This is a genomic window from Kitasatospora sp. NPDC127067, from assembly GCF_042724755.1.
Lineage (GTDB): Bacteria > Actinomycetota > Actinomycetes > Streptomycetales > Streptomycetaceae > Kitasatospora > Kitasatospora lactacystinica.
The window spans coordinates 31,592-53,113 of record NZ_JBHXEM010000057.1; the positions used below are offsets into that span (position 1 = coordinate 31,592).

Genomic DNA, 21,522 nt, shown 5'->3' on the forward strand with positions numbered 1-21,522 from the left:
GTGGGCTCGCGGCACTGTGCCGCGCGGCCGGGCGGGTTGCCCGTCCGTACTACTTGCTCGCGGGAGCCCCGCCCTCGACGTCGCCCTTCTCGGCACTGTCCTTGCTGAGCGACAGCGGCTTGTCCTCGACCGGCTCGGCGTCGGCGTCCTCGGCCTCCGGCTCGGGCAGCTCGTCATCGGCGGGGCGGCCGTTGATGATCGCGTCGTACTCCTGGGGGTCCAGGACGGCCGCGATGGCGCTCTTGGTGAAGTGGGTGACCACGCCGGGCGCGATCTCCAGCTCGACGGTCTCGTCGTTGACCGCCTTCACCTGGGCGTAAAGACCGCCGATGGTGCGCACACCGGCCCCCGGCTCCAGCGCGGTCTGCATCTGCTGCATCTGCGACTGGCGCTTCTTCTGCGACCGGAACATGAGCACGATCGCGATGATCGGGAGGAGAAGGATGATGAGGTTCACTGCAGCCAGGGTCCTTTACGGGCCGCCGGCCGGCGGCCTGTGTGGTATTGGTCGGCCCGTCAGGTGAGAGGGGCGGTCCGGCGGAGTCTAGGCGACCCCGAATCGATCGGACAACGCCAAGCATCGCATCCTGCCACCGAAAGTGGCGAGCCTCCGCCTGCACAGTTTCCCCGGACCTCACTCCCGGCTCCTCCGTGTGCCACCACGGAAGCACCGGGTGGGAACCGACCGGACCGACTCACCCGTTCAGCCGATGGCGGTCAACTTTCATCGGCGGGGAACAGCTCCGATTGCGCCGGAACACGTCCGCGAATGGTCTGGACCGGTGGGGTCAGACCGAGGTGCTGCCAGGCCGCGGCGGTGGCGATCCGGCCGCGCGGGGTGCGGGCGAGCAGGCCCTCGCGGACCAGGAACGGCTCGGCGACCTCCTCGACCGTCTCGGACTCCTCCCCCACGGCGACCGCCAGTGTCGACAAGCCGACCGGACCGCCGCCGAACAGCCGCAGCAGCGCGTCCAGCACCGCGCGGTCCAGCCGGTCCAGGCCGCGCGCGTCCACCTCGTAGACGTCCAGCGCCTGGGCGGCGATCTCGACGGTGACCTGCCCGTCGTGCCGGACCTGGGCGTAGTCGCGGACCCGGCGCAGCAGCCGGTTGGCGATGCGCGGGGTGCCGCGCGAGCGCCCGGCGATCTCGGCCGCGCCGGCCGGGTCTATCTCCACGTCCAGCAGCGCGGCCGAGCGGTGCACCACCCGCTGGAGCTCGGCCGGGGCGTAGAACTCCATGTGCCCGGTGAAGCCGAAGCGGTCGCGCAGCGGCGGCGGCAGCAGGCCGGCCCGGGTGGTGGCGCCGACCAGGGTGAACGGCGGCAGCTCCAGCGGGATGGCGGTGGCGCCCGGACCCTTGCCGACGATCACGTCGACCCGGAAGTCCTCCATCGCCATGTAGAGCATCTCCTCGGCCGGCCGGGACATCCGGTGGATCTCGTCGAGGAAGAGCACCTCGCCCTCGGTGAGCGAGGAGAGGATCGCCGCGAGGTCCCCGGCGTGCTGGATGGCCGGGCCGGAGGTGATCCGGATCGGCGCGCCCAACTCGGCGGCGATGATCATGGACAGGGTGGTCTTGCCGAGCCCGGGCGGCCCGCTCAGCAGCACGTGGTCGGGCGCGCTGCCGCGCTTGCGGGCGGCCTGGAGCACCAGCGACAGCTGCTCGCGCACCCGCTCCTGGCCGATGAACTCGTCCAGCAGCTTGGGGCGCAGCGCCGCCTCCACCGCCTGGTCCTCACCGTCGGCGGCGGCCGTGACCAGCCGGTCGGCGGGTTCCGGGTCGTACATCGTCGCGGGCTCCAGAGTCTCCAGTATCGACAAATGGACAGATCGTCAGGTGGTCAGCGGGCCCGGTTGAGGCCGCGCAGGGCGAGCCGGAGCAGGGCGCCGACGTCCGGCGTCGCCTGCGCCTCGGCCTCCGGGGTGACGGCCGCGACCGCCTCGTCCGCCTCGCGCGGGGCGTACCCGAGGCCGGTCAGCGCGGAGTGCAGCTGATCGCTCCACGGCGCCGGGCCGGTGGCGATCGGCTTCTGCGCCGGGACGGCGCCGTGCGGGGCGCCGAGCTTGTCCTTGTACTCCAGCAACAGCTTGGCCGCCTTGGCCTTGCCGATGCCCGGCACCGCGACCAGCGCCTTCTCGTCGCCGCCCGCGACCGCGGCGCGCAGCGCGTCGGGGCTGTGCACCCCGAGGATCGCCTGCGCCAGCTTGGGACCGACGCCGGGCGCGGCCTGGAGGATCTCGAACACGCCGCGCTCGTCGTCGTCCGCGAAGCCGAACAGGGTCAGCGAGTCCTCCCGGACCACCAGCGAGGTGGCCAGCCGGGCCGGCTCGCCCAGCCGCAGCCCGGCCAGCGTGTTCGGGGTGCACTGCACGGCCATGCCCACCCCGCCGACCTCGACCACCGCGGTCCCGGAGGAGATGGCCGCCACGGGCCCTTGCACGAAGGCGATCATCGGACGGTGCCTTTCGGAGGAGTGGAGCGGGGGGTGGCCCGGGCGGCCCGGACGGCGGCCTCCAGCCGGTTGGTCGCCCCGCCGCGCCAGATGTGGCAGATGGCCAGCGCCAGCGCGTCGGCGGCGTCGGCCGGCTTGGGCGGCGCGTCCAGCCGCAGCAGGCGCTGCACCATGGCCGTGACCTGCGCCTTGTCGGCCCGGCCGGAGCCGGTGACGGCGGCCTTGACCTCGCTGGGGGTGTGCAGGGTGACGGGGATGCCGCGCCGGGTGGCGCAGAGCATCGCGACGGCGCTGGCCTGGGCGGTGCCCATCACGGTGCGGACGTTGTGCTGGGCGAAGACCCGCTCGACGGCGACCAGGTCGGGCCGGTGCTCGTCCAGCCAGGCCTCGATGCCCTGCTCGACCTGGAGCAGCCGCTCCCCGATCTCGGCCTCGGCGGGGGTGCGCACCACGCCGACCCCGGCCATCCGCAGCGGCCGGCCCGGCGCACCCTCGACCACGCCGACCCCGCACCTGGTCAGCCCCGGGTCCACGCCCAGTACCCGCACCACTCGCCCGTCTCCCTGTCACTCGCCACGAAGGACCTCCGCAGGCTACCGCCCGGGTCCGACAACCCGACCGACGACACCGGCCCGGTGGTCCAGGGACCACCGGGCCGGGCAGTGAGAACGGTCACTCACCGACGATCACTGGGCAGTGATCACTCGGCGTCGAGCTGCGCGCCGACCTCGTCGGAGATGTCGAAGTTGGCGAAGACGTTCTGCACGTCGTCGCTGTCCTCCAGGGCGTCGATCAGCTTGAGGATCTTGCGGGCGCCGTCGACGTCCAGCTCGACCTGCATGCTGGGGAGGAAGTTGGCCTCGGCCGAGTCGTAGTCGACGCCGGCGTCGACCAGCGCGGTGCGCACGGCGACCATCTTCGAGGCCTCGGAGACGATCTCGAACGAGTCGCCGAGGTCGTTGATCTCCTCCGGCTCCTGGTCGAGGACGACCTCGAACAGCTTGTCCTCGTCCACGCCGTCGGCCTTGGGGACGATGACGACACCCTTGCGGGTGAACAGGTACGACACCGAGCCCGGGTCGGCCATCGAGCCGCCGTTGCGGGTCATCGCGACGCGCACGTCGGAGGCCGCGCGGTTGCGGTTGTCGGTGAGGCACTCGATCAGGACCGCGACGCCGTTCGGGCCGTAGCCCTCGTACATGATGGTCTGGTAGTCGGCGCCGCCGGCCTCCAGGCCGCCACCGCGCTTGACGGCGCGGTTGATGTTGTCGATCGGGACCGAGCTCTTCTTGGCCTTCTGGATGGCGTCGTAGAGGGTCGGGTTGCCCGCCGGGTCGGGACCGCCCGTGCGCGCCGCCACCTCGATGTTCTTGATCATCTTGGCGAAGAGCTTGCCGCGCTTGGCGTCGATCACGGCCTTCTTGTGCTTGGTGGTAGCCCACTTAGAGTGGCCGGACATCGCCAGCTCCTTTACGTCGCCAAAGGGAAATGAACAGATGAGATCTTACCGGTGTCGTCACCGGTGAAGCGCACACGGTCAGCGCGTGGTCGACGCCATCAGCGCGCGTCCCCGGCGAGGTGCTCCTCGACCATCCGCACGAAGTACGCGTGCACCCGGTGGTCGCCGGTCAGCTCCGGGTGGAAGGAGGTGGCGAGCAGGTTGCCCTGGCGCACCGCCACGATCCGGCTCTCCGGGCCGTCCGCGGCGGGCAGCTCGGCCAGCACCTCGACACCCGCGCCGACCGACTCGACCCAGGGGGCGCGGATGAAGACGCCGTGCACCGGCGCGTCGGCCAGGCCCGTGAAGTCGATCCCGGACTCGAAGGACTCGTTCTGGCGCCCGAAGGCGTTGCGGCGCACCGTCATGTCGATGCCGCCGACGGTCTCCTGGTCCTCGCGGCCGTCCAGGATCTTGTCCGCCAGCATGATCATGCCCGCGCAGGTGCCGTAGACCGGCATCCCGGCGGCGACCCGCTCGCGCAGCGGGTCCATCACGCCGAACAGCAGCGCCAGCTTGGACATGGTGGTGGACTCCCCGCCGGGGATCACCAGCGCGTCGACCTCGGCCAGCTCCTCGGCGCGGCGCACCGGACGGGCGAGCGCGTCGGCCTCGGCCAGCGCCACCAGGTGCTCGCGGACGTCGCCCTGGAGGGCGAGGACGCCGATGACAGGAGTGCTCACGGTCTTCAACCTCTATCGATCGTTACGACGGACTACGTGGCGCGGCCCGCCGCGCGCCGAGGCGCTGCGGCGGGCCGGCCCAGGACTACCGGGCGACTACCAGCCGCGCTTGGCGTAGCGCTCGGTCTCCGGCAGGGTGTCGCAGTTGATGCCGACCATGGCCTCGCCCAGGTTGCGGGACGCGTCCGCGATGATCTTCGGGTCGTCGAAGAAGGTGGTGGCCTTCACGATGGCGGCGGCGCGCTTGGCCGGGTCGCCCGACTTGAAGATGCCGGAGCCGACGAAGACGCCCTCGGCGCCCAGCTGGCGCATCAGCGCGGCGTCGGCCGGGGTGGCGACGCCACCGGCGGAGAACAGCACGACCGGCAGCTTGCCGAGCTCGGCGACCTCCTTGACCAGCTCGTACGGGGCGCGCAGCTCCTTGGCGGCGGCGTACAGCTCGTTGTTGTCCAGGGCGCGCAGCTGGCCGATCTCGTTCTTGATCTGGCGCAGGTGGCGGACGGCCTCGACGACGTTGCCGGTGCCGGCCTCGCCCTTCGAGCGGATCATGGCCGCGCCCTCGGCGATGCGGCGCAGGGCCTCGCCCAGGTTGGTGGCACCGCAGACGAAGGGGGTGGTGAAGGCGAACTTGTCCGAGTGGTTGACCTCGTCGGCCGGGGTCAGCACCTCGGACTCGTCGATGTAGTCGACGCCCAGCGACTGGAGCACCTGGGCCTCGACGAAGTGGCCGATGCGGGACTTGGCCATCACCGGGATGGAGACCGCGGCGATGATCTCCTCGATCATGTTCGGGTCGGACATGCGGGCCACGCCGCCGTCCTTGCGGATGTCCGCGGGGACCCGCTCCAGGGCCATGACGGCGACCGCGCCGGCGTCCTCGGCGATCTTGGCCTGCTCGGCGTTGACCACGTCCATGATCACACCGCCCTTGAGCTGCTCGGCCATGCCGCGCTTGACCCGGGCGGTGCCGATCTGCGGCTGGTCTGCGGTGGTGGGGGTGGTGGACACGTGAGACCTCACTCGAAGATGAATCAGTGCTATCGCCCTATGGTAGGCAGAACGGGTGACCCAACCATGCGCCACCAAGTCCAGCCAGGACGACGGGACACGACAAACGGGCCGTATCCGGGGGACACCTTAAGCAGGTGCCCCTTCGGGCGTGAGAGCGGGCGGCGGGGCATCGTCCATTTCGAACGCCAGCGGGAAGGGTGCCTTCCCCGCCAGCCGGAAGTACCGCACCAGCCGGTGCTCGCGCACCGCCCGGGCCGCCCGCACCGCGTCGTTGTGGAACCGGCGGGCCATCGGCACCCGCCGCACGGCGGCCGTCAGATCACGAACCGCGTCCTCGCCACCCGGCTCGGCCACCAGCGCCGCCATCTGCTCCGGCTCCTCGAACACCGCCCGCAGCGCCAGGCTCAGCTGGCTCTCCGCCACCTCGCGCTGCTCGTCCTCGGCCTGACGGGCCGCGTGCGCCGCGTCCAGCAGCAGCAGCGAGGCCGCCGGATCCAGCAACGAGGACGTCGCCAACTCCAACGCCACCGAGGCCCGGCGGACCAGCTGCGCGTCCAGCGCCGCCCGCGCGGCGTCGATCCGGGCGTGCAGCCGGTCCAGACGACCGGCCGTCCAACTCAGGTACATGCCGAACAGCACCACGGCCACGCCGGCCCAGATCCAGGTAGTCACGGGCCGCTACGTTACCGGGTGTCACCGGTTCAGCCCTGGGCGGTCGCGTTCCGGTAGCTCTCCCGGTCGATGTCCGCGATGTTCACCGCCGTGAACAGCCGGGTACCCGGCCGCGGCCGGACGTACTGCGCCAGCAGCGCCAGCACGCCCTCGCTCAGCGCCGCCTTCGCCTCCGGCGAACGGCCCGGAAAGATCTGGAACTCCACGAACACCTGGGCGTCCGCGGCCGCCCCGCTGGTACCGACCACCAGCACCTCGCTCTGCCGGAACACCGTCTTGCAGGACTCCGGCTTCGCGTCGATCGTCGCCTCCGCCAGCCGGTTGATCGCCAGGCCGAGGCCCCGGCGGTCGAAGGTTCCGGCCAGGCCGGCCGAGTAGTCGACGGAGATCTGCGGCATCGTTGCCCCCGTGGATCGCAGTGGTACGGACGCCCGACCCTAACGCCACCGGCACCCCGGCCCGCCGCCCGGGACCGGTCCCGGACCGGCCCGAACCGCTGCGGCGGATCAGTCCCGGGCCAGCCCGAACCGGCGCCGCCCGCCGCGCACGTCCTCCTCGACCACCGCCGCCTCGCCGGCCGTCACCGTCTCGTACACCGCCAGGATGTCCGCGCCCACCGTCGACCAGTCGAACCGCCGCACATGCCGCGAGGCCGCCTCCCGCAGCTCCTCCAGCCGCGCCGGATCACCCAGCAGCCGCAGCGCCGTACGGGCCAGCGCGTCCGCGTCCTCCACCGGGAACAGCTCGCCCGCGTCCCCGCCGTCCAGCACCTGCTTGAACGCGTCCAGATCGCTCGCCAGCACCGGCGCGCCCGCCGACATCGCCTCGACCAGGATGATCCCGAAGCTCTCGCCCCCGGTGTTCGGCGCCACGTACAGGTCCACGCTGCGCAGCAGCCGGGCCTTGTCCCGGTCGCTCACCATGCCGAGGAACTCCACCTGCCGGCGCACCTCGGGCGCCAGGCCCGCGACGGCCTCCTCCTCGTCGCCCTTGCCCGCCACCAGCAGCCGCACCCCCGGCCGCTCCGCCAGGATCCCCGGCAGCGCCGCCAGCAGCGTCGGCAGGCCCTTGCGCGGCTCGTTGATCCGGCCGATGAAGCCGATCGTGCCCGGCTCCCCCTTCGCCGCGCCGCCGGTCCACCGCTCGTCCGGCTCGGCCGACGCGAAGAACCCCACGTCCACGCCGTTCGGGATCACCACCGCATCCCCGCCCAGGTGCTCCACCAGGGTGCGCCGGGCGTACTCCGACACCGCGATCCGGGCCCGCATCTTCTCCAGCCCCGGCTGGAGGATCGGCGAGGCCGCGATCATCACCCGCGAACGCGGATTGGAGGTGTGGAAGGTCCCCACCATCGGCCCGGTCGCCGACCAGGCGGCCAGCATCGACAGGCTCGGCGCGGCCGGCTCGTGCACGTGCAGGATGTCGAAGCGCCCGTCGTGCAGCCAGCGCCGCACCCGGGCCGCCGACAGGATCCCGAAACTCAGCCGCGCCACCGACCCGTTGTACGGCACCGCCACCGACCGCCCGGCCGGGACCACGTACGGCGGCAGCGCCTCCTCGTCCTCGGCCGGCGCCAGCACCGACACCTCGTGCCCCAGACCGATCAGGTGCTCGGCCAGGTCCCGGATGTGGAACTGCACCCCACCGGGGACGTCCCAGTCGTACGGGCAGACGATGCCGATCTTCACAGGTTCCTCAAGCTCCTTCGGACAGTGGTGCGGGCGGGCAGGACGGAACGGCTCAGGACCCGGAGGCCTCGGCCGCGGGCTCCGGGACCGCCTCCGCGCGCTCCGCGGGCGCCGCCTTCACCGTCTCACGGACCGGCAGGTCGGCCAGCCAGAACTTCTGCAGCATGTGCCAGTCCTGCGGGTGCTCGCGGATGCTCCGCTCCCACACCTGCGCCATCGCCTGGGTCATCGCCCGGGTGCGCTCCTTGCGGTCGCCCTCCTCGGGCACCGGCACCTCGGGATGGATCCGCGCCCGCAGCACCGGGCCGTCGTACCAGAGCGTCACCGGCAGCAGCGCCGCCCCGGTGCGCTGGCACAGCGCCGCCGGACCGGCCGGCATCCGGGTCGGCTCACCGAAGAACGACACCCCGATGCCCGCCTCCGACAGGTCCCGGTCCCCCACCAGGCAGACCAGCCGGCCCTCGCGCAACCGCCGCGCCAGCGTGCCGATCACGTTCACCGAACCGCCGGTCAGCGCCAGGACCTCCATGCCCAGGCCCTCCCGGAACGCCACGAACCGGTCGAACAGCCGCTCCGGCTTCAACCGCTCCGCGACCGTGGTGAACGGGTAGCCCTGCTGCGCCACCCAGGCCCCCGCGAGGTCCCAGTTGCCCATGTGCGGCAGCGCTATCACCGCGCCCCGCCCCGCCTCCAACGACTCCCGCAGGTGCTCGAACCCCTCCACCTGGACGTCCCGGGCCACCCGCTCCCGGCTCCACACCGGCAGCCGGAACGACTCCATCCAGTACCGCAGGTACGAGCGCATCCCGGCCCGGGACAGCTCCCGCACCGCGGCCTCGTCCAGGCCCGGACGGACCCGGCGCAGATTCGCCTCCAGCTGGAGCACCCGCTTGCCGCGCTTGCGCCACGCGTAGTCCGCCAGCCGGTCGAACAGCCCCCGGGCCACCCGCTCCGGCAGGTGCTTCAGCAGCCCCCACCCCAGCGCGTACGCCCAGTACACCAGTCGGTCCGTCACCGCAGGACGCCCCCCATCAGCTCCCGGCCGCCGCTCGGTCGGCCTCGAACGCCTCCCGGCGCACGGTCAGCATCCGCTGGAACACCGTCACCAGGCTGCCCACCGCCACCAGCCACAGCGCCACCGGCAGCAGCCACTCCACGTACGGCACACCGAATTTGTGCAGACCCGCGACCCCGGCCGCCACCAGGCTGGCCACCAGCCGCTCGGCCCGCTCCACCAGCCCCGACACGTCGCACGGCAGGCCCTGGCTCTCCGCCCGCGCCTTCGTGTACGACACCACCAGACCGCTCGCCAGGCAGAAGATCGCCACCGCACAGAGCAGGTTGTTGTCACCCTTGCCCGCGTACCACATCGCCAGACCGCCGAAGATCGCCGCATCGGCGACCCGGTCCAGGGTGGAGTCGAGGAACGCCCCCCACTTCGTGCTCCGGCCCAGCTGGCGGGCCATGTTCCCGTCCACCAGGTCCGAGAAGATGAACAGCGTGATCGTGATGGTGCCCCAGAAGAACTCCCCGCGCGGGAAGAACACCAGCGCACCGGCCACCGAGCCGGCGGTACCGATCAGCGTCACGGCGTCCGGGCTCACGCCCAGCCGGATCAGGAACGCGGCGAACGGGGTCAGGACACGTGTGAAGAAGGCACGCGCGTATTTGTTGAGCATGGCCTTCCCAGCCGCTCCGATCTCCCAGATACCCGCCTGGCGCAGAACGCGCGGCAGACGGCCGGGCGGATCAGCCCGTCCGGCCCACCCATCGTAGCCAGGCCGAGGACACGCTCCGGCGCACGCACCGCCGGGCGCCGCCCCCGCCACGCCGTGCACACGCACGATCACCGATCGGCCGTACGACACGCGCCCCGCAGGACCCGACCCTAGACTGCCAAAGACAGCCTCGGCGCCACGGGAGGAGACCCCGATGCCCGACCGCAGCACGGCACGAGCCGGCCAGGCACCCGCCGTCACCGGCCCGAAGGACCTGCGCAACGTCGTCCTCATCGGCCCCAGCGGTGTGGGCAAGACCACCCTCGCCGAATCCCTCGCCCTCGCCGCCGGCGCCACCGGCCGGGCCGGCCGCGTCACCGACGGCACCACCGTCTCCGACCACGAGGACATCGAGCACCAGCAGCAGCGCTCCGTCCAGCTCTCGCTCCTCCCGCTCGAATGGAAGGGCGTCAAGATCAACCTGATCGACCCGCCCGGCCACCCCGACTTCGCCGCCGACCTGCGCGCCGCCCTGCACGCCGCCGACGCCGCCGTCTTCGTCGTCTCCGCCACCGACCCGGTCACCGCCCCCACCCGCGCCCTGTGGCGCGAATGCGCCGCCGAGGGCATCCCCCGCGCCATCGCCGTCGCCAAACTCGACCTCGCCCACACCGGCTTCGACGACATCCTCACCGCCTGCCACGACGCCTTCGGACTCGGCCCGGACACCCTGCGCCCGCTCTTCCTGCCCGTCCACCACGACGGACACCCCGACGGCAGCGTCGACCTCCTCACCGGCGACACCTACGGCGACGCCGACCCCCTGCCCGACACCGCCCCCGCCCACGACAGCCTCGTCGAAGCCATCTCCGGCCAGGACGACACCCTCATGGAGCGCTACCTCTCCGGCGACACCCTCGACACCGACTCCCTCGAAGCCGGCCTGCGCCGCGAGGTCCTCTCCTGCGCCCTCCACCCCGCCGTCCCCACCAGCGAGAACGGCCTCGGCGCCGCCGAACTCCTCGACCTCGTCGCGCACACCTTCCCCGACCCCACCGAACGCACCCGTCCCGCCCCCGAGTGCGACCCCGACGCCCCGCTCGCCGCCCAGGTCGTCCGCGTCACCGGCGACGCCTACGTCGGACGGATCAGCCTGCTGCGCCTGTACGCCGGCACCCTGCGCCCCGATACCAAGATCCACCTCGTCGGCCCCGCCCACACCGCCGACCAGAACGGCGACGAACGCGTCACCGCCCTCTCCAGCCCCTTCGGCAAGGCCCAGCGCCCCGTCCCGCACGCCGTCGCCGGCGACCTCGTCTGTGCCGCCAAACTCACCACCGCGCGCGCCGGCGACACCGTCCACGACCCCGGCCACCCCGTCGCCCTCGAAGGCTGGACCCTCCCCGAACCGCTCCTCCCGATCGCCGTCGAGGCCCACAGCAAGGCCGACGACGACAAGCTCTCCCAGGCCCTCGCCCGCCTCACCGCCGAGGACCCGGCGCTACGCCTGGAACAGAACCCCGACACCCACCAGCTCGTCCTCTGGTGCACCGGCGAAGCCCACGCCGACGTCGTCCTCGACCGCCTCCGCACCCGCCACGGCGTCCACGTCGACACCGTCGAACCCAAGGTCGCCCTGCGCGAGACCTTCGGCACCGCCGCCGCCGGCCACGGCCGCCTGGTCAAGCAGTCCGGCGGCCACGGCCAGTACGCCATCTGCGACCTGGAGGTCGAACCGCTCCCCGCCGGCTCCGGCTTCCAGTTCCAGGAGCACGTCGTCGGCGGCTCCGTCCCCAAGCACTTCATCCCCTCCGTCGAGAAGGGCGTCCGCGCCCAGCTCGCCAAGGGCGTCACCACCGGCTACCCGCTCGTCGACGTCCGGGTCACCCTCACCGACGGCAAGGCGCACTCCGTCGACTCCTCCGACGCGTCCTTCCAGAACGCCGCCGCCCTCGCCCTGCGCGACGCCGCCGAGCACGCCGTCATCCGCCTGCTCGAACCCGTCGCCGCCGTCAGCGTCCTGCTCCCCGACGACTACCTCGGCGCCGTCCTCGGCGACCTCTCCGCCCGCCGCGGCCGCGTCCTCGGCAGCGAGACCGGCGGCACCGGCCTCACCCTGCTGCGCGCCGAGGTCCCCGAGCTCGAACTCGTCCGCTACCCGATCGACCTGCGCTCGCTCACCCACGGCACCGCCGAGTTCTCCCGCGCCTACCTGCGCCACGAACCCATGCCCCCCGCCCTCGCCCAGCGCTACACCGACTGAGCGGCCCCACGGCCGGGCGGCCTCACGGCCGGACGGGCTTCCGGGCCGGCAGCTCGCACGCCGCCGTCCCCCCCGGCATCCGGTGCCGGTTGCGCGCCACCCAGCGGTAGGCCAGCCCCGCGAGCGGCCGCACCGGCGCCGCCGTCAACACAGCGCCCAGGTACGCCCACACCCCGCCGGAGCGCATCAGAAGCCGCGCAACCGCCTGCGCGCCCCCGTACACCCGGCCGCCCGGCGTCACCCAGAGCACCTCGCGCTCCGCCCGCTCCGCCGACACCTCGCCCCGGCCGCCCGCGTACCCGTCCAGGCCCGGCAGATCCGCGAACTGGAACGGCACCGCCTCCCAGCCCCCCGAGGCCAGCGTCTGCCGCAGGTACCGCTCCGACCAGCGCACGCAGGACGAACAGAACGAACAGTCCCCGTCGTAGACCAGCACCGGATCCTTCACGGCCGCTCCCCTTTCCTCGCTCCCACCGTCCATCCTGCCCCACCTCCCCCATCCTCCTCGCGACGGGTATCGACCCGCCCGAAGCTGGGCATCATGCCCCTCAGGCCTCCGGTGACGGTACTTCAGACGATCATCCGCGCGGGGGTGCCACGGCACGGTAACCTGCCGCTGACAAGGGGAGGAGGGGACGCCACCGTGACCACACTCGACATGACCCCGGGTGCGCAGATACCCCGGACCGACGCCGGCCCGCAGACCGCCATCACCCAGGGACTCTCCTCGACCGCGTACCGCGACGGCGAGATCAAGGGCTTCGTCGGCGCCGTCACCGACGCCACCGAGAAGAAGGGCCGCTTCGCGCTCTTCCGCCCCAACCTCGGCGAGGCCTTCAGCAAGGCGCTGATCTCCCGTGCCCTGGGCGGCGGCCGCAAGCCCATCGTCCCGGCCTTCGGAGTCGACACCCGCCAGGTCGTCGAACACTGCCTGGCCGCCGAGGAACTGCGCAACACCCGCGACCGGCAACTCAGCACCGTCTCCATCGCCACCGGTGTGCTCTTCCTCCCCGGCACCCTGATCTGGCTCGGCGCCTTCCAGCTCCGCGCCTGGCTCAAGCGGGACAACCCGAAGAACGCGGCCGTCTACGGCGGCATCGTGCTCGCCGCGACCGCCGCCCTCGCCGTCCTGCTCGCGCTGCGCCCGCCGGCCAGCGGCTTCATCGGCGTCTACCTGCGCGTGACCATGCTCGCCCCGGTCGTCGGCTGGTACCTCGCCCGCCGGATCGTCGAGCGCTCCGCCAAGGACCTGCGCTCCCGCTGGCAGGCGCTGGTCGAGGGCAGCGTGGTGGCCGCCTCCGTCGCCAAGGCCGTCCCCCGGGACGACCTCGACAAGAAGGCCGCCGACCTGCGCGACAAGCTCGGCCGCCTGGACGCCGAGCAGGAGACCAACATCCACCACTACGCCGGCCCCAAGGGCATCCTCGGTGCCGGCCGCCGCTGGGGCGAATGGCGCCTCGCCGACACCCTCCACCCCGCGGAGGGCCACGCCGACTTCCGCGCCTTCCACCCCTGGGACCTGATCCGCCGGATCTCCTCCCACCTCAAGGGCCTCGGCGTCAGCCACGTCGCCAACAGCGGCATGCCCAACGTCGCCATCAAGCAGTGGGTGGTCTTCGACATCGGCGAGGGCGCCGACGAGATCAGCCGCCCCGGCAACGCCGACATGGACGGCGACCGGATGCGCGACTTCGCCGTGCAGAGCGTCGCCGACAAGCAGACCTTCTCCGGCGGCCCCCGGCACTACCTCGCCACCCAGTTCATCACCCACGACGGCAAGCTGGTCCTCACCTTCACCGTCACCGTCACCCTGCTCGCCAACGTCCTGAACATCACCGTGTCCGGCTACGCGCTCGGCCCGGTCAAGGGCGTCTTCTTCGACAAGCCCAAGGACAAGGAGAAGTCGGTCGCCAAGACCGTGCGGTTCTGGGAGGAGCGCACCGTCAAGCTCCCCCTGATCGACAACGACGAGGTCGTCCGCCAGGCCGTCCGCGCCCCCTTCTACCGGATGCCCGGCCTGCTCGGCTGGCTCGGCGGCGGACTCGGCCTGCCCGAGCCCTTCGGGCTGCGGCACATCTGGGCCGGCCGTGCCTGGGAGAACCGCTCCATGGTCGACAACGCCCAGAACGCCGCCGTCCCGGTGCTCGCGGCGGTCCACGCCGCCACGCTGGAGTTCCTGGAGGAGCACGACCTGGACGCCGACCGCTTCTTCAAGAACCGCACCTCGATCATCAAGTCCGAGGCGCAGAGCCCCCGCCCCTACGACGTCGACACCTTCAACGCCGGCTGACCCGGCGCAGCACATGCGGGAGGGCCCCACCGTGGATCTCGGTGGGGCCCTCCCGCGTTGTTCCTCGGATCAGCCCTGCGGCCAGGCCTCGGCCAGCATCTTCCGGGTGTCCGCCAGCAGCTGCGGCAGCACCTTGGTGTGGCCGACCACCGGCATGAAGTTGGTGTCCCCGCCCCAGCGCGGCACCACGTGCTGGTGCAGGTGCGCCGCGATCCCGGCCCCGGCCGCCGCACCCTGGTTCATCCCGATGTTGAACCCGTGCGCCCCGGAGGCCGCCCGCAGCGCCGTCATCGCCTTCTTGGTGAAGTCCGCCAGCTCGGCCGTCTCGGCCTCGTCCAGGTCGGTGTAGTCGGCGACGTGCCGGTACGGGACCACCATCAGGTGCCCGCCGTTGTACGGGTACAGGTTCAGCACCGCGAACACGGCACTCCCCCGGGCGATGATCAGCCCGTCCTCGTCGCTCAGGGACGGGATCGAGCAGAACGGACAACCGTCGTCCGGAGCCGGGCCGGTGGGCTTGTTCTCACCCTGGATGTACGCCATCCGATGAGGCGTCCACAGGCGGCGGAAGCCGTCCGGCTCACCGACGCCCCGCTGAAGTTCCGGCTCAGTCGTCATGCTGATCAGCATATTCGCCCGACGGTGCTTGCAAAGCCGCGCGGGGCAGACTCGTCGAGAGCCTGCCCCGCGCCATCCCCGCGAACGCGGGGCCTACGTCACACCTGGATGCGACTCTTCACCGCATCCACGATCTCCTGAACCGCGTCCGCCAGCGGAACGCCGTTCTTCTGCTCGCCGTTGCGGTAGCGGAAGGACACCGCACCCGCCTCGACGTCGTCGTTGCCGGCGATCAGCATGAACGGCACCTTGGTCTTCTGTGCGTTCCTGATCTTCTTCTGCATGCGGTCGTCCGAGGTGTCGACCTCGACCCGGATCCCGTGCTTCTTCAGCTCGGCCGCGACCTCCAGCAGGTACGGCACGTGCTCGTCGGTGATCGGGATGCCGGTGACGGTGACCGGGGCCAGCCACGGCGGCATGGCGCCGGCGTAGTGCTCCAGCAGCACCGCGAAGAAGCGCTCGATGCTGCCGAACAGCGCCCGGTGGATCATGACCGGCCGCTGGCGCGAGCCGTCCGCGGCGGTGTACTCCAGGTCGAAGCGCTCGGGCAGGTTGAAGTCCAGCTGGATGGTGCTCATCTGCCAGGTGCGGCCGATGGCGTCCTTCGCCTGCACCGAGATCTTCGGGCCGTAGAAGGCCGCGCCGCCCGGGTCCGGGACCAGCGGCAGGCCCTGCTTCTCGGCCACGCTCGCCAGGACGCGGGTGGCCTCCTCCCAGGTCTCGTCGCTGCCGACGTACTTGACCGGGTCCTTGGTCGACAGCTCCAGGTAGAAGTCGGTCAGACCGTAGTCGCGGAGCAGGTTGAGCACGAAGGTCAGCGTGGAGTCGAGCTCCTCCGCCATCTGCTCGCGGGTGCAGTAGATGTGCGCGTCGTCCTGCGTGAAGCCGCGGGCACGGGTCAGGCCGTGCACGACGCCGGACTTCTCGTAGCGGTACACCGTCCCGAACTCGAAGAGGCGCAGCGGAAGTTCACGGTACGAGCGGCCGCGCGCATCGAAGATCAGGTTGTGCATCGGGCAGTTCATCGGCTTGAGGTAGTAGTCCACGCCCTCGTCGAGCTGCATGGGCGGGTACATACCGTCCGCGTACCAGTCGAGGTGGCCGCTCTTCTCGAAGAGCTTCCCCTTGGTGGCGTGCGGGGTGTAGACGAACTCGTAGCCCTCCTCCTCGTGCCGCTTGCGCGAGTAGTCCTCCATGGCCCGGCGGATGATGCCGCCCTTGGGGTGGAAGACGGCGAGGCCGGAGCCGATCTCCTCGGGGATGGAGAAGAGGTCGAGCTCGTTGCCGAGCTTGCGGTGGTCGCGCTTCTCGGCCTCGACGAGGAAGTCGAGGTGGGCCTTGAGCTCGTCCTTGGTCGGCCAGGCGGTGCCGTAGATGCGCTGCAGCATGGGGTTCCGCTCGCTGCCGCGCCAGTAGGCGGCCGCGTTGCGCATCAGCTTGAACGCCGGGATGTTCCGGGTGCTGGGCAGGTGCGGGCCGCGGCAGAGGTCGCCCCAGCACTGCTCGCCGGTCTTGGCGTCCAGGTTGTCGTAGATGGTGAGCTCGCCGGCGCCGACCTCGACGTCGGCGCCCTCGCCGGCGGTGGCGGCGGAACCCTTGAGGCCGATCAGTTCGAGCTTGTACGGCTCGGCGGCCAGCTCCTCGCGGGCGGACTCGTCGGTGACCACGCGGCGGGAGAACTTCTGCCCGCGCTTGATGATCTCCTGCATGCGCTTCTCGATGGCCTTGAGGTCATCGGGGTGGAAGGGCTTCTCGACGTCGAAGTCGTAGTAGAAACCGTCCTTGACCGGCGGGCCGATGCCCAGCTTGGCCTCGGGGTAGAGCTGCTGCACGGCCTGGGCCATGACGTGCGCGGTGGAGTGGCGCAGGATGTCGAGGCCGTCCTTGCTGCCGATCTCGACCGGCTCGACCTCGTCGCCGTCCTGGACGGCGTAGGCGAGGTCCTTGAGCTGGCCCCCGACGCGGGCGGCGATGATCGAGCGGTCGTCGGCGAAGAGCTCGGCGGCCGTGGTGCCCGTCGTCACCACGCGCTCTTCCCGATCGGGTTCGCGGCTGATGATTACCCGGACGTCCGTCACCGGTCTCTCCTGACGTGCTGGATTTCAGAGGACGCAACACTGCGCTGCGCGTGACGATGGTACCGAGAGCGCCGCCCCCGCCGTCCACCTACGCCCCTTCCCCCTCTCGCTCCGCCTTCTCCCCGAGCGCCTTCAGCAGCCGCTCGCGGTCCCCTTCCTCCCAGCGGCGGAGTTCCAGTCCGTGCGGGCGGGTCAGCCGGCGGAAGCCGCCGTGCCGGTCCAGCCGGCCGGAGACCCGGACCGGCAGGCCCGCGAGGTGGGCCTCGGCGGCGAGCCGGTAGTCGGGGTCGGGCAGCCGGAGCTTGAGCTCGCGGACCTCGGCACCGGTGAGCACCCGCAGTCGTACCGAGCCGGGACCGGCCGGGTCGGCGCGCTTGAGCCGGGTGACCACGCCGACCACGGTGACGTCGACGGCGGGCTCGATCCGTTCCAGCAGCTCGGCGGCCTCCGCCAGGGCGGGCAGGTCACCGGGCGAGAAGTCGAGGTCGATCCGGCGGTCCCCGAAGCCGCCCGGGGTCCCGGCGGCGGGTGACCAGGCGACGCTGAGCCGGGCGGCCGTCGCGTCGCGCACCAGTTCCTCGACGGACCGGACGAGCTCCCGGCTGACCCCGGCCCGGACGGCGTTCCCGAAGGCCTCGGGCCCGCCGCTGACCCGGCGGTAGTCGACGGCGTCGCGCAGTGCCTCCAGGGCGCGGACCAGGGTGGTGACGGCGGCGCGGCCCTCGGGGGCGGGGGTGTGGGCGGTGAGCACGGCGCCCTGTTCGACCAGCAGGACGCGGTCCAGGAAGTCCCCGGCGAGGGCGTCCAGCCGGGCACCGAAGTAGCCGGCCCTGGTGCGGGCGGCCTTGGCGCCGGCGGCGAGCATCCCGCGGGCGGCCCGCCGGAGCCGCTCGGCCTCGTCCCAGGGGGTGGCCCCGGCGGGGCCGGACGGTTCGCGGTGCCAGCGCAGTTCGTCGCCGGGGACGGTGAGGGCGAGCAGGATCGAGCGGGCGGAGGGGGTGCGGGAGCGGGAGAGCGCGGTGACCGCGTCGGCGAGGAGTTCGACGGCGTCGTCGAAGCCGTCCCCGGCCGGGACGAGCAGGCTGGTGCCGGGCTCGTCGTCGGGCGGGGTCCAGCGTCCGTACCGGGCGGCCGGTCCGCCGCGGCGGACCCAGCCGTGCCGGGCGAGCAGGGTGGCCAGGACCGTCGGGTCGACGGTGGCCGGGTCGGGCAGGGGCCGGGCCGGTTCGCCCGGTGCGTGCGGCGGTGTCATGGGTCCGGTTCCTCCCTGCCGGGCCCGGGCCGTCACGGGCTGCCGCCCGCGCCGACCCGGGCCATGATGTCGCAGAGCGCGCGGTCGTCGAAGACCTTGGCGGTGGGCACCCGGACGTTGGTGCGCCGCTGCCCGGTGACCGGGTGGCCGGCCAGGTTGACCCAGTAGCAGCAGTGCCGCAGTTCCAGGGCGTCCGGGCGGGCCCGCAGCCACTGGTCGACCCGGCGCGGCAGCAGCAGCACGACCAGGATCCGCGGCACCGCGACCCGGGGCCGGGCGAGCTTGCGCAGGTGGTCGTTGTCCAGGGTGAAGCTGAAGAACGGCCCGGCCGGGTCGGGCGCGACCTGCTGGGTGGCCTTGAGCTGGATCTTGACGGTGACCTCGTCGTCCACCTCGTGCGCCCGGGAGCCGTGGCTGACGTGCCAGTCGATGCCGTTGTCCGGGAACGGCTGGGAGAGCGAGCAGCCGGCCGCGGCGGCGACCGCGTGCAGGTAGCCGACCTGCAGGGTCTCCATGCAGGCGGTGACCGCGAGGTTCCCGCGCAGTACGGCCGCCGCTGCCTCCTCGGGCTGCGGCTGGGTCAGTGCCATCGCCCCGTGCCCTCCCCCGGTTCCGGGCCCGTCCCGTTCCGGACGGGCCGGTCGATTCGAACGGGACAGTCATGGGCAGGATCCCCGGCCGGGCTTGGGCCAAACGGGTTGAAGGGGCGTCAGAACCGGGTATCAACCGGGCGCAACGCTCGTCTGAGGGGCAGTCATGCAGCAGCACTGGTACACCGGCCCGCTCGCCTCCTTCGACACCGAGACGACCGGTGTGGACGTGGAGAACGACCGGATCGTCTCCGCCGCCCTGGTCGTCCAGCTCGCGCCGGGCGAGCCGGCCCGGACCACGACCTGGCTCGCCGATCCGGGGGTTCCGATCCCGGACGGCGCCCGCGCGGTGCACGGCATCACCGACGAGCAGGTGCGCGCCCACGGCCGCCCGGCCCGCACGGTGGTGGCGGAGGTCACCCGGGCGCTGGCGGCCGAGGCGCGGGCCGGGCGTCCGGTGGTGGTGATGAACGCGCCCTACGACCTGACGCTGCTGGACCGGGAGCTGCGCCGCCATCACGGGCTGACGCTGACCGCGGGGCTGGCGGCGTCCGGGCTGGTGGTGCTGGATCCCCGGGTGCTGGACAAGCACGTGGACCGCTACCGCAAGGGCCGCCGGACACTGACCGACCTGTGCGCCCACTACGGCGTCGTCCTGGCCGGGGCGCACGACGCGGCGGCGGACGCGGCGGCGGCACTGGCGCTGACCCGGCGGATCGGCTCCCGCTACCCGGCGGCGCTCGGCGGGCTGTCGGCGGCGGAGCTGCACCTGCGGCAGGCGGTCTGGCACGCGGCGCAGGCACGCGGGCTGCAGAACTGGTTCGACCGCTCGGGGACGCCGGAGCGGGTGGACCTGTCCTGGCCGCTGCGGCCGGCCCGGTGCGGATGCGGGCGCCGGTTGGAGCCGGAGCACCGTTGCGAGGCGGCGGCGTAAGGCGCGGCCCGGCGTTCCGGGCCCGAAACGCGCCGCAGGCCCTGACCGGTTTCCTGGTCAGGGCCTGCGTGCTGTCCGGTGGGCGATACTGGGATCGAACCAGTGACCCCTTCGGTGTGAACGAAGTGCTCTCCCGCTGAGCTAATCGCCCGGGCAACGAGAAGAACTCTAGCACCATTCGGGGCCGGTCGTACAACTCGCCCGTTCCGGGTACCGCCGACGCCTCCGCAGAACTCGCACCCCGCAGGGAAGGTGACTGTCCCTCAGTCGATTACCGGCGGCCCTTCAGGCGGATTCCGGAAATACACGTGAGGCCCAGCCGATAATCGGCTGGGCCTCACGTATCACAATGCATTCCGGTGGGCGATACTGGGATCGAACCAGTGACCCCTTCGGTGTGAACGAAGTGCTCTCCCGCTGAGCTAATCGCCCGGGTGCAGAGAAAACATTACCGCATCCCGGAGGGTGCTCCGAACACGCTCCTCGCCCGCGGCCCCGCGTCCGGGCGGGTCAGCTCCCGTCCAGTTGCCAGGGGACGGCCAGGCCGTAGCGGGCGAAGTACCAGCCGCCCACCCCGACGAGGGCGGCCAGCCCGATCGCGGTGAGCGTCAGGTTGCGGCGCCGTACCCGCGGGTCCATGGCCCGCTGGGCGGCCTCGGCGACCTTGCGGCGGGTCCAGCGCAGGGCCAGCTGGGCCCAGACGAACTCGGTCGCCCAGATCCCCATGCCCAGGAAGATCACCAGCCAGCCGGGGCCGGGCAGCGGCAGCATGATCAGCCCGAGCACCACCACGGCGAGGCCCGCCAGGAAGATCGCCACCTGCCAGACCCGGTGCAGCGCAGGCGAGCGGCGGACGAAGGCCGGGGCCCGCGATCCGACCGCCCGTCCGCCGTCGCCGGCCGCGTCAACCGCCACAGCCGCTTCACCCGTTCCCGTGTTCCCGGCCGTCTTGTCGTTTCGCACAGTCATGCCAGGAAACTAACCAAGAAGCGCCGGGTAATGCCCGGCCCGGCCGCTGCGGGGCGATTCCGCAATGCGCCGTAAGGGGTACGACTCGCGCCCGAATCGGGACAGAGGGGTTTACATCGGTCTTGGGGGTGGGATGGTCCGTTCGCCGACGTGCGATTCCCCGAGCGCACACTGAGCGAAAGGCCATGGCGCTTATGAACACCACGGTCAGCTGCGAGCTGCACCTGCGCCTCATCGTGTCCAGCGAGTCATCACTGCCCGTCCCCGCGGGCCTGCGCTACGACACCGCCGACCCCTATGCCGTGCACGCCACGTTCCACACAGGCGCCGACGAGACCGTGGAGTGGGTGTTCGCCCGAGATCTCCTCGCGGAGGGGCTGCACCGACCCACTGGTACCGGCGACGTCCGGGTGTGGCCGTCGCGCAGCCACGGGCAAGGGGTGGTCTGCATCGCACTGAGCTCTCCGGAAGGAGAAGCCCTGCTGGAGGCCCCGGCCCGAGCGCTTGAGTCGTTCCTCAAGCGGACGGACGCCGCGGTGCCCCCCGGCACCGAACACCGTCACTTCGACCTCGACCGGGAGCTGTCCCACATCCTCGCCGAAAGCTGACCCCATCCGGAGGCGGTCACGCCCCGCCGTCGGCGGGGCCCTACCCCCTGCCTCATCGCAGCCGTCCTACTCGGGGGCACGGCAGCGGACTCAGCCGCGCACATCGCGGCCTCGGGGCCGGTGAGCGGGTCCGCTCCCACCGGAGCGGGTCCACAGCACCGCAGGCGCCCGGCACCGAGGCCGGCCACCCTCACGGG

Annotated in this window: 22 protein-coding genes and 2 tRNA genes; 4 read left to right on the top strand and 20 right to left on the bottom strand. The window is 72.1% G+C overall.

All coding sequences use genetic code 11. The features are described from left to right. Nucleotides 1-49: 49 nt before the first annotated feature. From yajC to pgsA, 12 genes are all read right to left on the bottom strand, one after another. Complete coding sequence (gene yajC / locus ACFWJ4_RS22765; protein ID WP_359897472.1) at nt 50-457, bottom strand: preprotein translocase subunit YajC; 408 nt, start codon at nt 455-457, stop codon at nt 50-52. Between the two features lie 260 nt (nt 458-717). Next, nucleotides 718-1,788, bottom strand: coding sequence for a Holliday junction branch migration DNA helicase RuvB (gene ruvB, locus ACFWJ4_RS22770; RefSeq protein ID WP_380546504.1), 1,071 nt, complete (start codon nt 1,786-1,788; stop codon nt 718-720). Nucleotides 1,789-1,841: 53 nt separating this feature from the next. Beyond that, nucleotides 1,842-2,453, bottom strand: coding sequence for a Holliday junction branch migration protein RuvA (gene ruvA, locus ACFWJ4_RS22775; RefSeq protein WP_359897474.1), 612 nt, complete (start codon nt 2,451-2,453; stop codon nt 1,842-1,844). Then, nucleotides 2,450-3,001 carry a crossover junction endodeoxyribonuclease RuvC gene (gene ruvC / locus ACFWJ4_RS22780; RefSeq protein ID WP_359897479.1) on the bottom strand — a complete coding sequence of 184 codons (552 nt, stop codon included), beginning with the start codon at nt 2,999-3,001 and terminating at the stop codon, nt 2,450-2,452. The genes ruvA and ruvC overlap by 4 nt, the downstream gene beginning before the upstream one ends. 152 nt (nt 3,002-3,153) lie before the next feature. Further along, nucleotides 3,154-3,912, bottom strand: a complete 759-nt coding sequence (locus tag ACFWJ4_RS22785) for a YebC/PmpR family DNA-binding transcriptional regulator (RefSeq protein WP_049651428.1) — start codon at nt 3,910-3,912, stop codon at nt 3,154-3,156. Between the two features lie 98 nt (nt 3,913-4,010). Beyond that, nucleotides 4,011-4,634, bottom strand: coding sequence for a pyridoxal 5'-phosphate synthase glutaminase subunit PdxT (pdxT, locus tag ACFWJ4_RS22790; RefSeq protein WP_359897475.1), 624 nt, complete (start codon nt 4,632-4,634; stop codon nt 4,011-4,013). Between the two features lie 96 nt (nt 4,635-4,730). Next, nucleotides 4,731-5,642, bottom strand: coding sequence for a pyridoxal 5'-phosphate synthase lyase subunit PdxS (gene pdxS, locus ACFWJ4_RS22795; RefSeq protein WP_380546481.1), 912 nt, complete (start codon nt 5,640-5,642; stop codon nt 4,731-4,733). A 129-nt stretch (nt 5,643-5,771) separates the two neighbouring features. Beyond that, the gene (locus ACFWJ4_RS22800; RefSeq protein WP_380546483.1) at nt 5,772-6,317 is read right to left on the bottom strand and encodes a hypothetical protein; all 546 of its coding nucleotides are present in this window, start codon (nt 6,315-6,317) and stop codon (nt 5,772-5,774) included. 29 nt (nt 6,318-6,346) lie between these two features. After that, complete coding sequence (locus tag ACFWJ4_RS22805; protein ID WP_359914511.1) at nt 6,347-6,715, bottom strand: isomerase; 369 nt, start codon at nt 6,713-6,715, stop codon at nt 6,347-6,349. Between the two features lie 108 nt (nt 6,716-6,823). Further along, nucleotides 6,824-8,005, bottom strand: coding sequence for a glycosyltransferase family 4 protein (locus ACFWJ4_RS22810; RefSeq protein ID WP_380546485.1), 1,182 nt, complete (start codon nt 8,003-8,005; stop codon nt 6,824-6,826). 52 nt (nt 8,006-8,057) lie between these two features. Continuing rightward, entirely contained in the window at nt 8,058-9,020 is a 963-nt protein-coding gene (locus tag ACFWJ4_RS22815; protein ID WP_359914505.1) for a phosphatidylinositol mannoside acyltransferase, read from the bottom strand. A 16-nt stretch (nt 9,021-9,036) separates the two neighbouring features. Then, on the bottom strand, nt 9,037-9,684 hold the full coding sequence (gene pgsA / locus ACFWJ4_RS22820) for a phosphatidylinositol phosphate synthase (protein WP_380546487.1): 648 nt from the start codon (nt 9,682-9,684) through the stop codon (nt 9,037-9,039). A 253-nt stretch (nt 9,685-9,937) separates the two neighbouring features. Here pgsA and ACFWJ4_RS22825 point away from each other — a divergent pair, with 253 nt between their 5' ends. Then, nucleotides 9,938-11,986, top strand: a complete 2,049-nt coding sequence (locus tag ACFWJ4_RS22825; RefSeq protein ID WP_380546489.1) for an elongation factor G-like protein EF-G2 — start codon at nt 9,938-9,940, stop codon at nt 11,984-11,986. A gap of 22 nt (nt 11,987-12,008) precedes the next feature. Here ACFWJ4_RS22825 and ACFWJ4_RS22830 read toward each other — a convergent pair whose 3' ends face one another. Next, a complete protein-coding gene (locus tag ACFWJ4_RS22830) occupies nt 12,009-12,434 on the bottom strand; it encodes a thiol-disulfide oxidoreductase DCC family protein (protein ID WP_380546491.1) in 426 nt (141 codons plus the stop codon). A 195-nt stretch (nt 12,435-12,629) separates the two neighbouring features. Between ACFWJ4_RS22830 and ACFWJ4_RS22835 the strand changes: the two genes are divergently transcribed. Further along, complete coding sequence (locus ACFWJ4_RS22835; protein WP_380546493.1) at nt 12,630-14,276, top strand: hypothetical protein; 1,647 nt, start codon at nt 12,630-12,632, stop codon at nt 14,274-14,276. A gap of 69 nt (nt 14,277-14,345) precedes the next feature. Here the strand turns inward: ACFWJ4_RS22835 and ACFWJ4_RS22840 are convergent, their stop codons facing one another. From ACFWJ4_RS22840 to ACFWJ4_RS22855, 4 genes are all read right to left on the bottom strand, one after another. Further along, nucleotides 14,346-14,906, bottom strand: coding sequence for an HIT family protein (locus tag ACFWJ4_RS22840; protein WP_380546494.1), 561 nt, complete (start codon nt 14,904-14,906; stop codon nt 14,346-14,348). 86 nt (nt 14,907-14,992) lie between these two features. Beyond that, nucleotides 14,993-16,972: a threonine--tRNA ligase gene (thrS, locus tag ACFWJ4_RS22845; protein ID WP_380546496.1), complete on the bottom strand. Its 1,980-nt coding sequence runs from the start codon at nt 16,970-16,972 to the stop codon at nt 14,993-14,995. Nucleotides 16,973-17,060: 88 nt separating this feature from the next. Then, nucleotides 17,061-18,224: a hypothetical protein gene (locus ACFWJ4_RS22850; RefSeq protein ID WP_380546498.1), complete on the bottom strand. Its 1,164-nt coding sequence runs from the start codon at nt 18,222-18,224 to the stop codon at nt 17,061-17,063. A gap of 32 nt (nt 18,225-18,256) precedes the next feature. Then, on the bottom strand, nt 18,257-18,814 hold the full coding sequence (locus ACFWJ4_RS22855) for a DUF4365 domain-containing protein (protein WP_359914486.1): 558 nt from the start codon (nt 18,812-18,814) through the stop codon (nt 18,257-18,259). A 166-nt stretch (nt 18,815-18,980) separates the two neighbouring features. Between ACFWJ4_RS22855 and ACFWJ4_RS22860 the strand changes: the two genes are divergently transcribed. After that, nucleotides 18,981-19,748, top strand: coding sequence for an exonuclease domain-containing protein (locus ACFWJ4_RS22860; protein WP_380546500.1), 768 nt, complete (start codon nt 18,981-18,983; stop codon nt 19,746-19,748). Nucleotides 19,749-19,827: 79 nt separating this feature from the next. On the opposite strand, the gene ACFWJ4_RS22865 is transcribed toward ACFWJ4_RS22860, so the two are convergent. The 3 genes from ACFWJ4_RS22865 to ACFWJ4_RS22875 form a co-directional block, all read right to left on the bottom strand. Then, nucleotides 19,828-19,899, bottom strand: a tRNA-Val gene (locus tag ACFWJ4_RS22865). Nucleotides 19,900-20,108: 209 nt separating this feature from the next. Then, a tRNA-Val gene (locus tag ACFWJ4_RS22870) sits at nt 20,109-20,180 on the bottom strand. Between the two features lie 78 nt (nt 20,181-20,258). Next, a complete protein-coding gene (locus tag ACFWJ4_RS22875; RefSeq protein ID WP_380546502.1) occupies nt 20,259-20,717 on the bottom strand; it encodes a TIGR02611 family protein in 459 nt (152 codons plus the stop codon). A 194-nt stretch (nt 20,718-20,911) separates the two neighbouring features. On the opposite strand from ACFWJ4_RS22875, the gene ACFWJ4_RS22880 reads away from it, so the two are divergent. Further along, entirely contained in the window at nt 20,912-21,325 is a 414-nt protein-coding gene (locus ACFWJ4_RS22880; RefSeq protein WP_030056266.1) for an SsgA family sporulation/cell division regulator, read from the top strand. Nucleotides 21,326-21,522 lie beyond the last annotated feature (197 nt).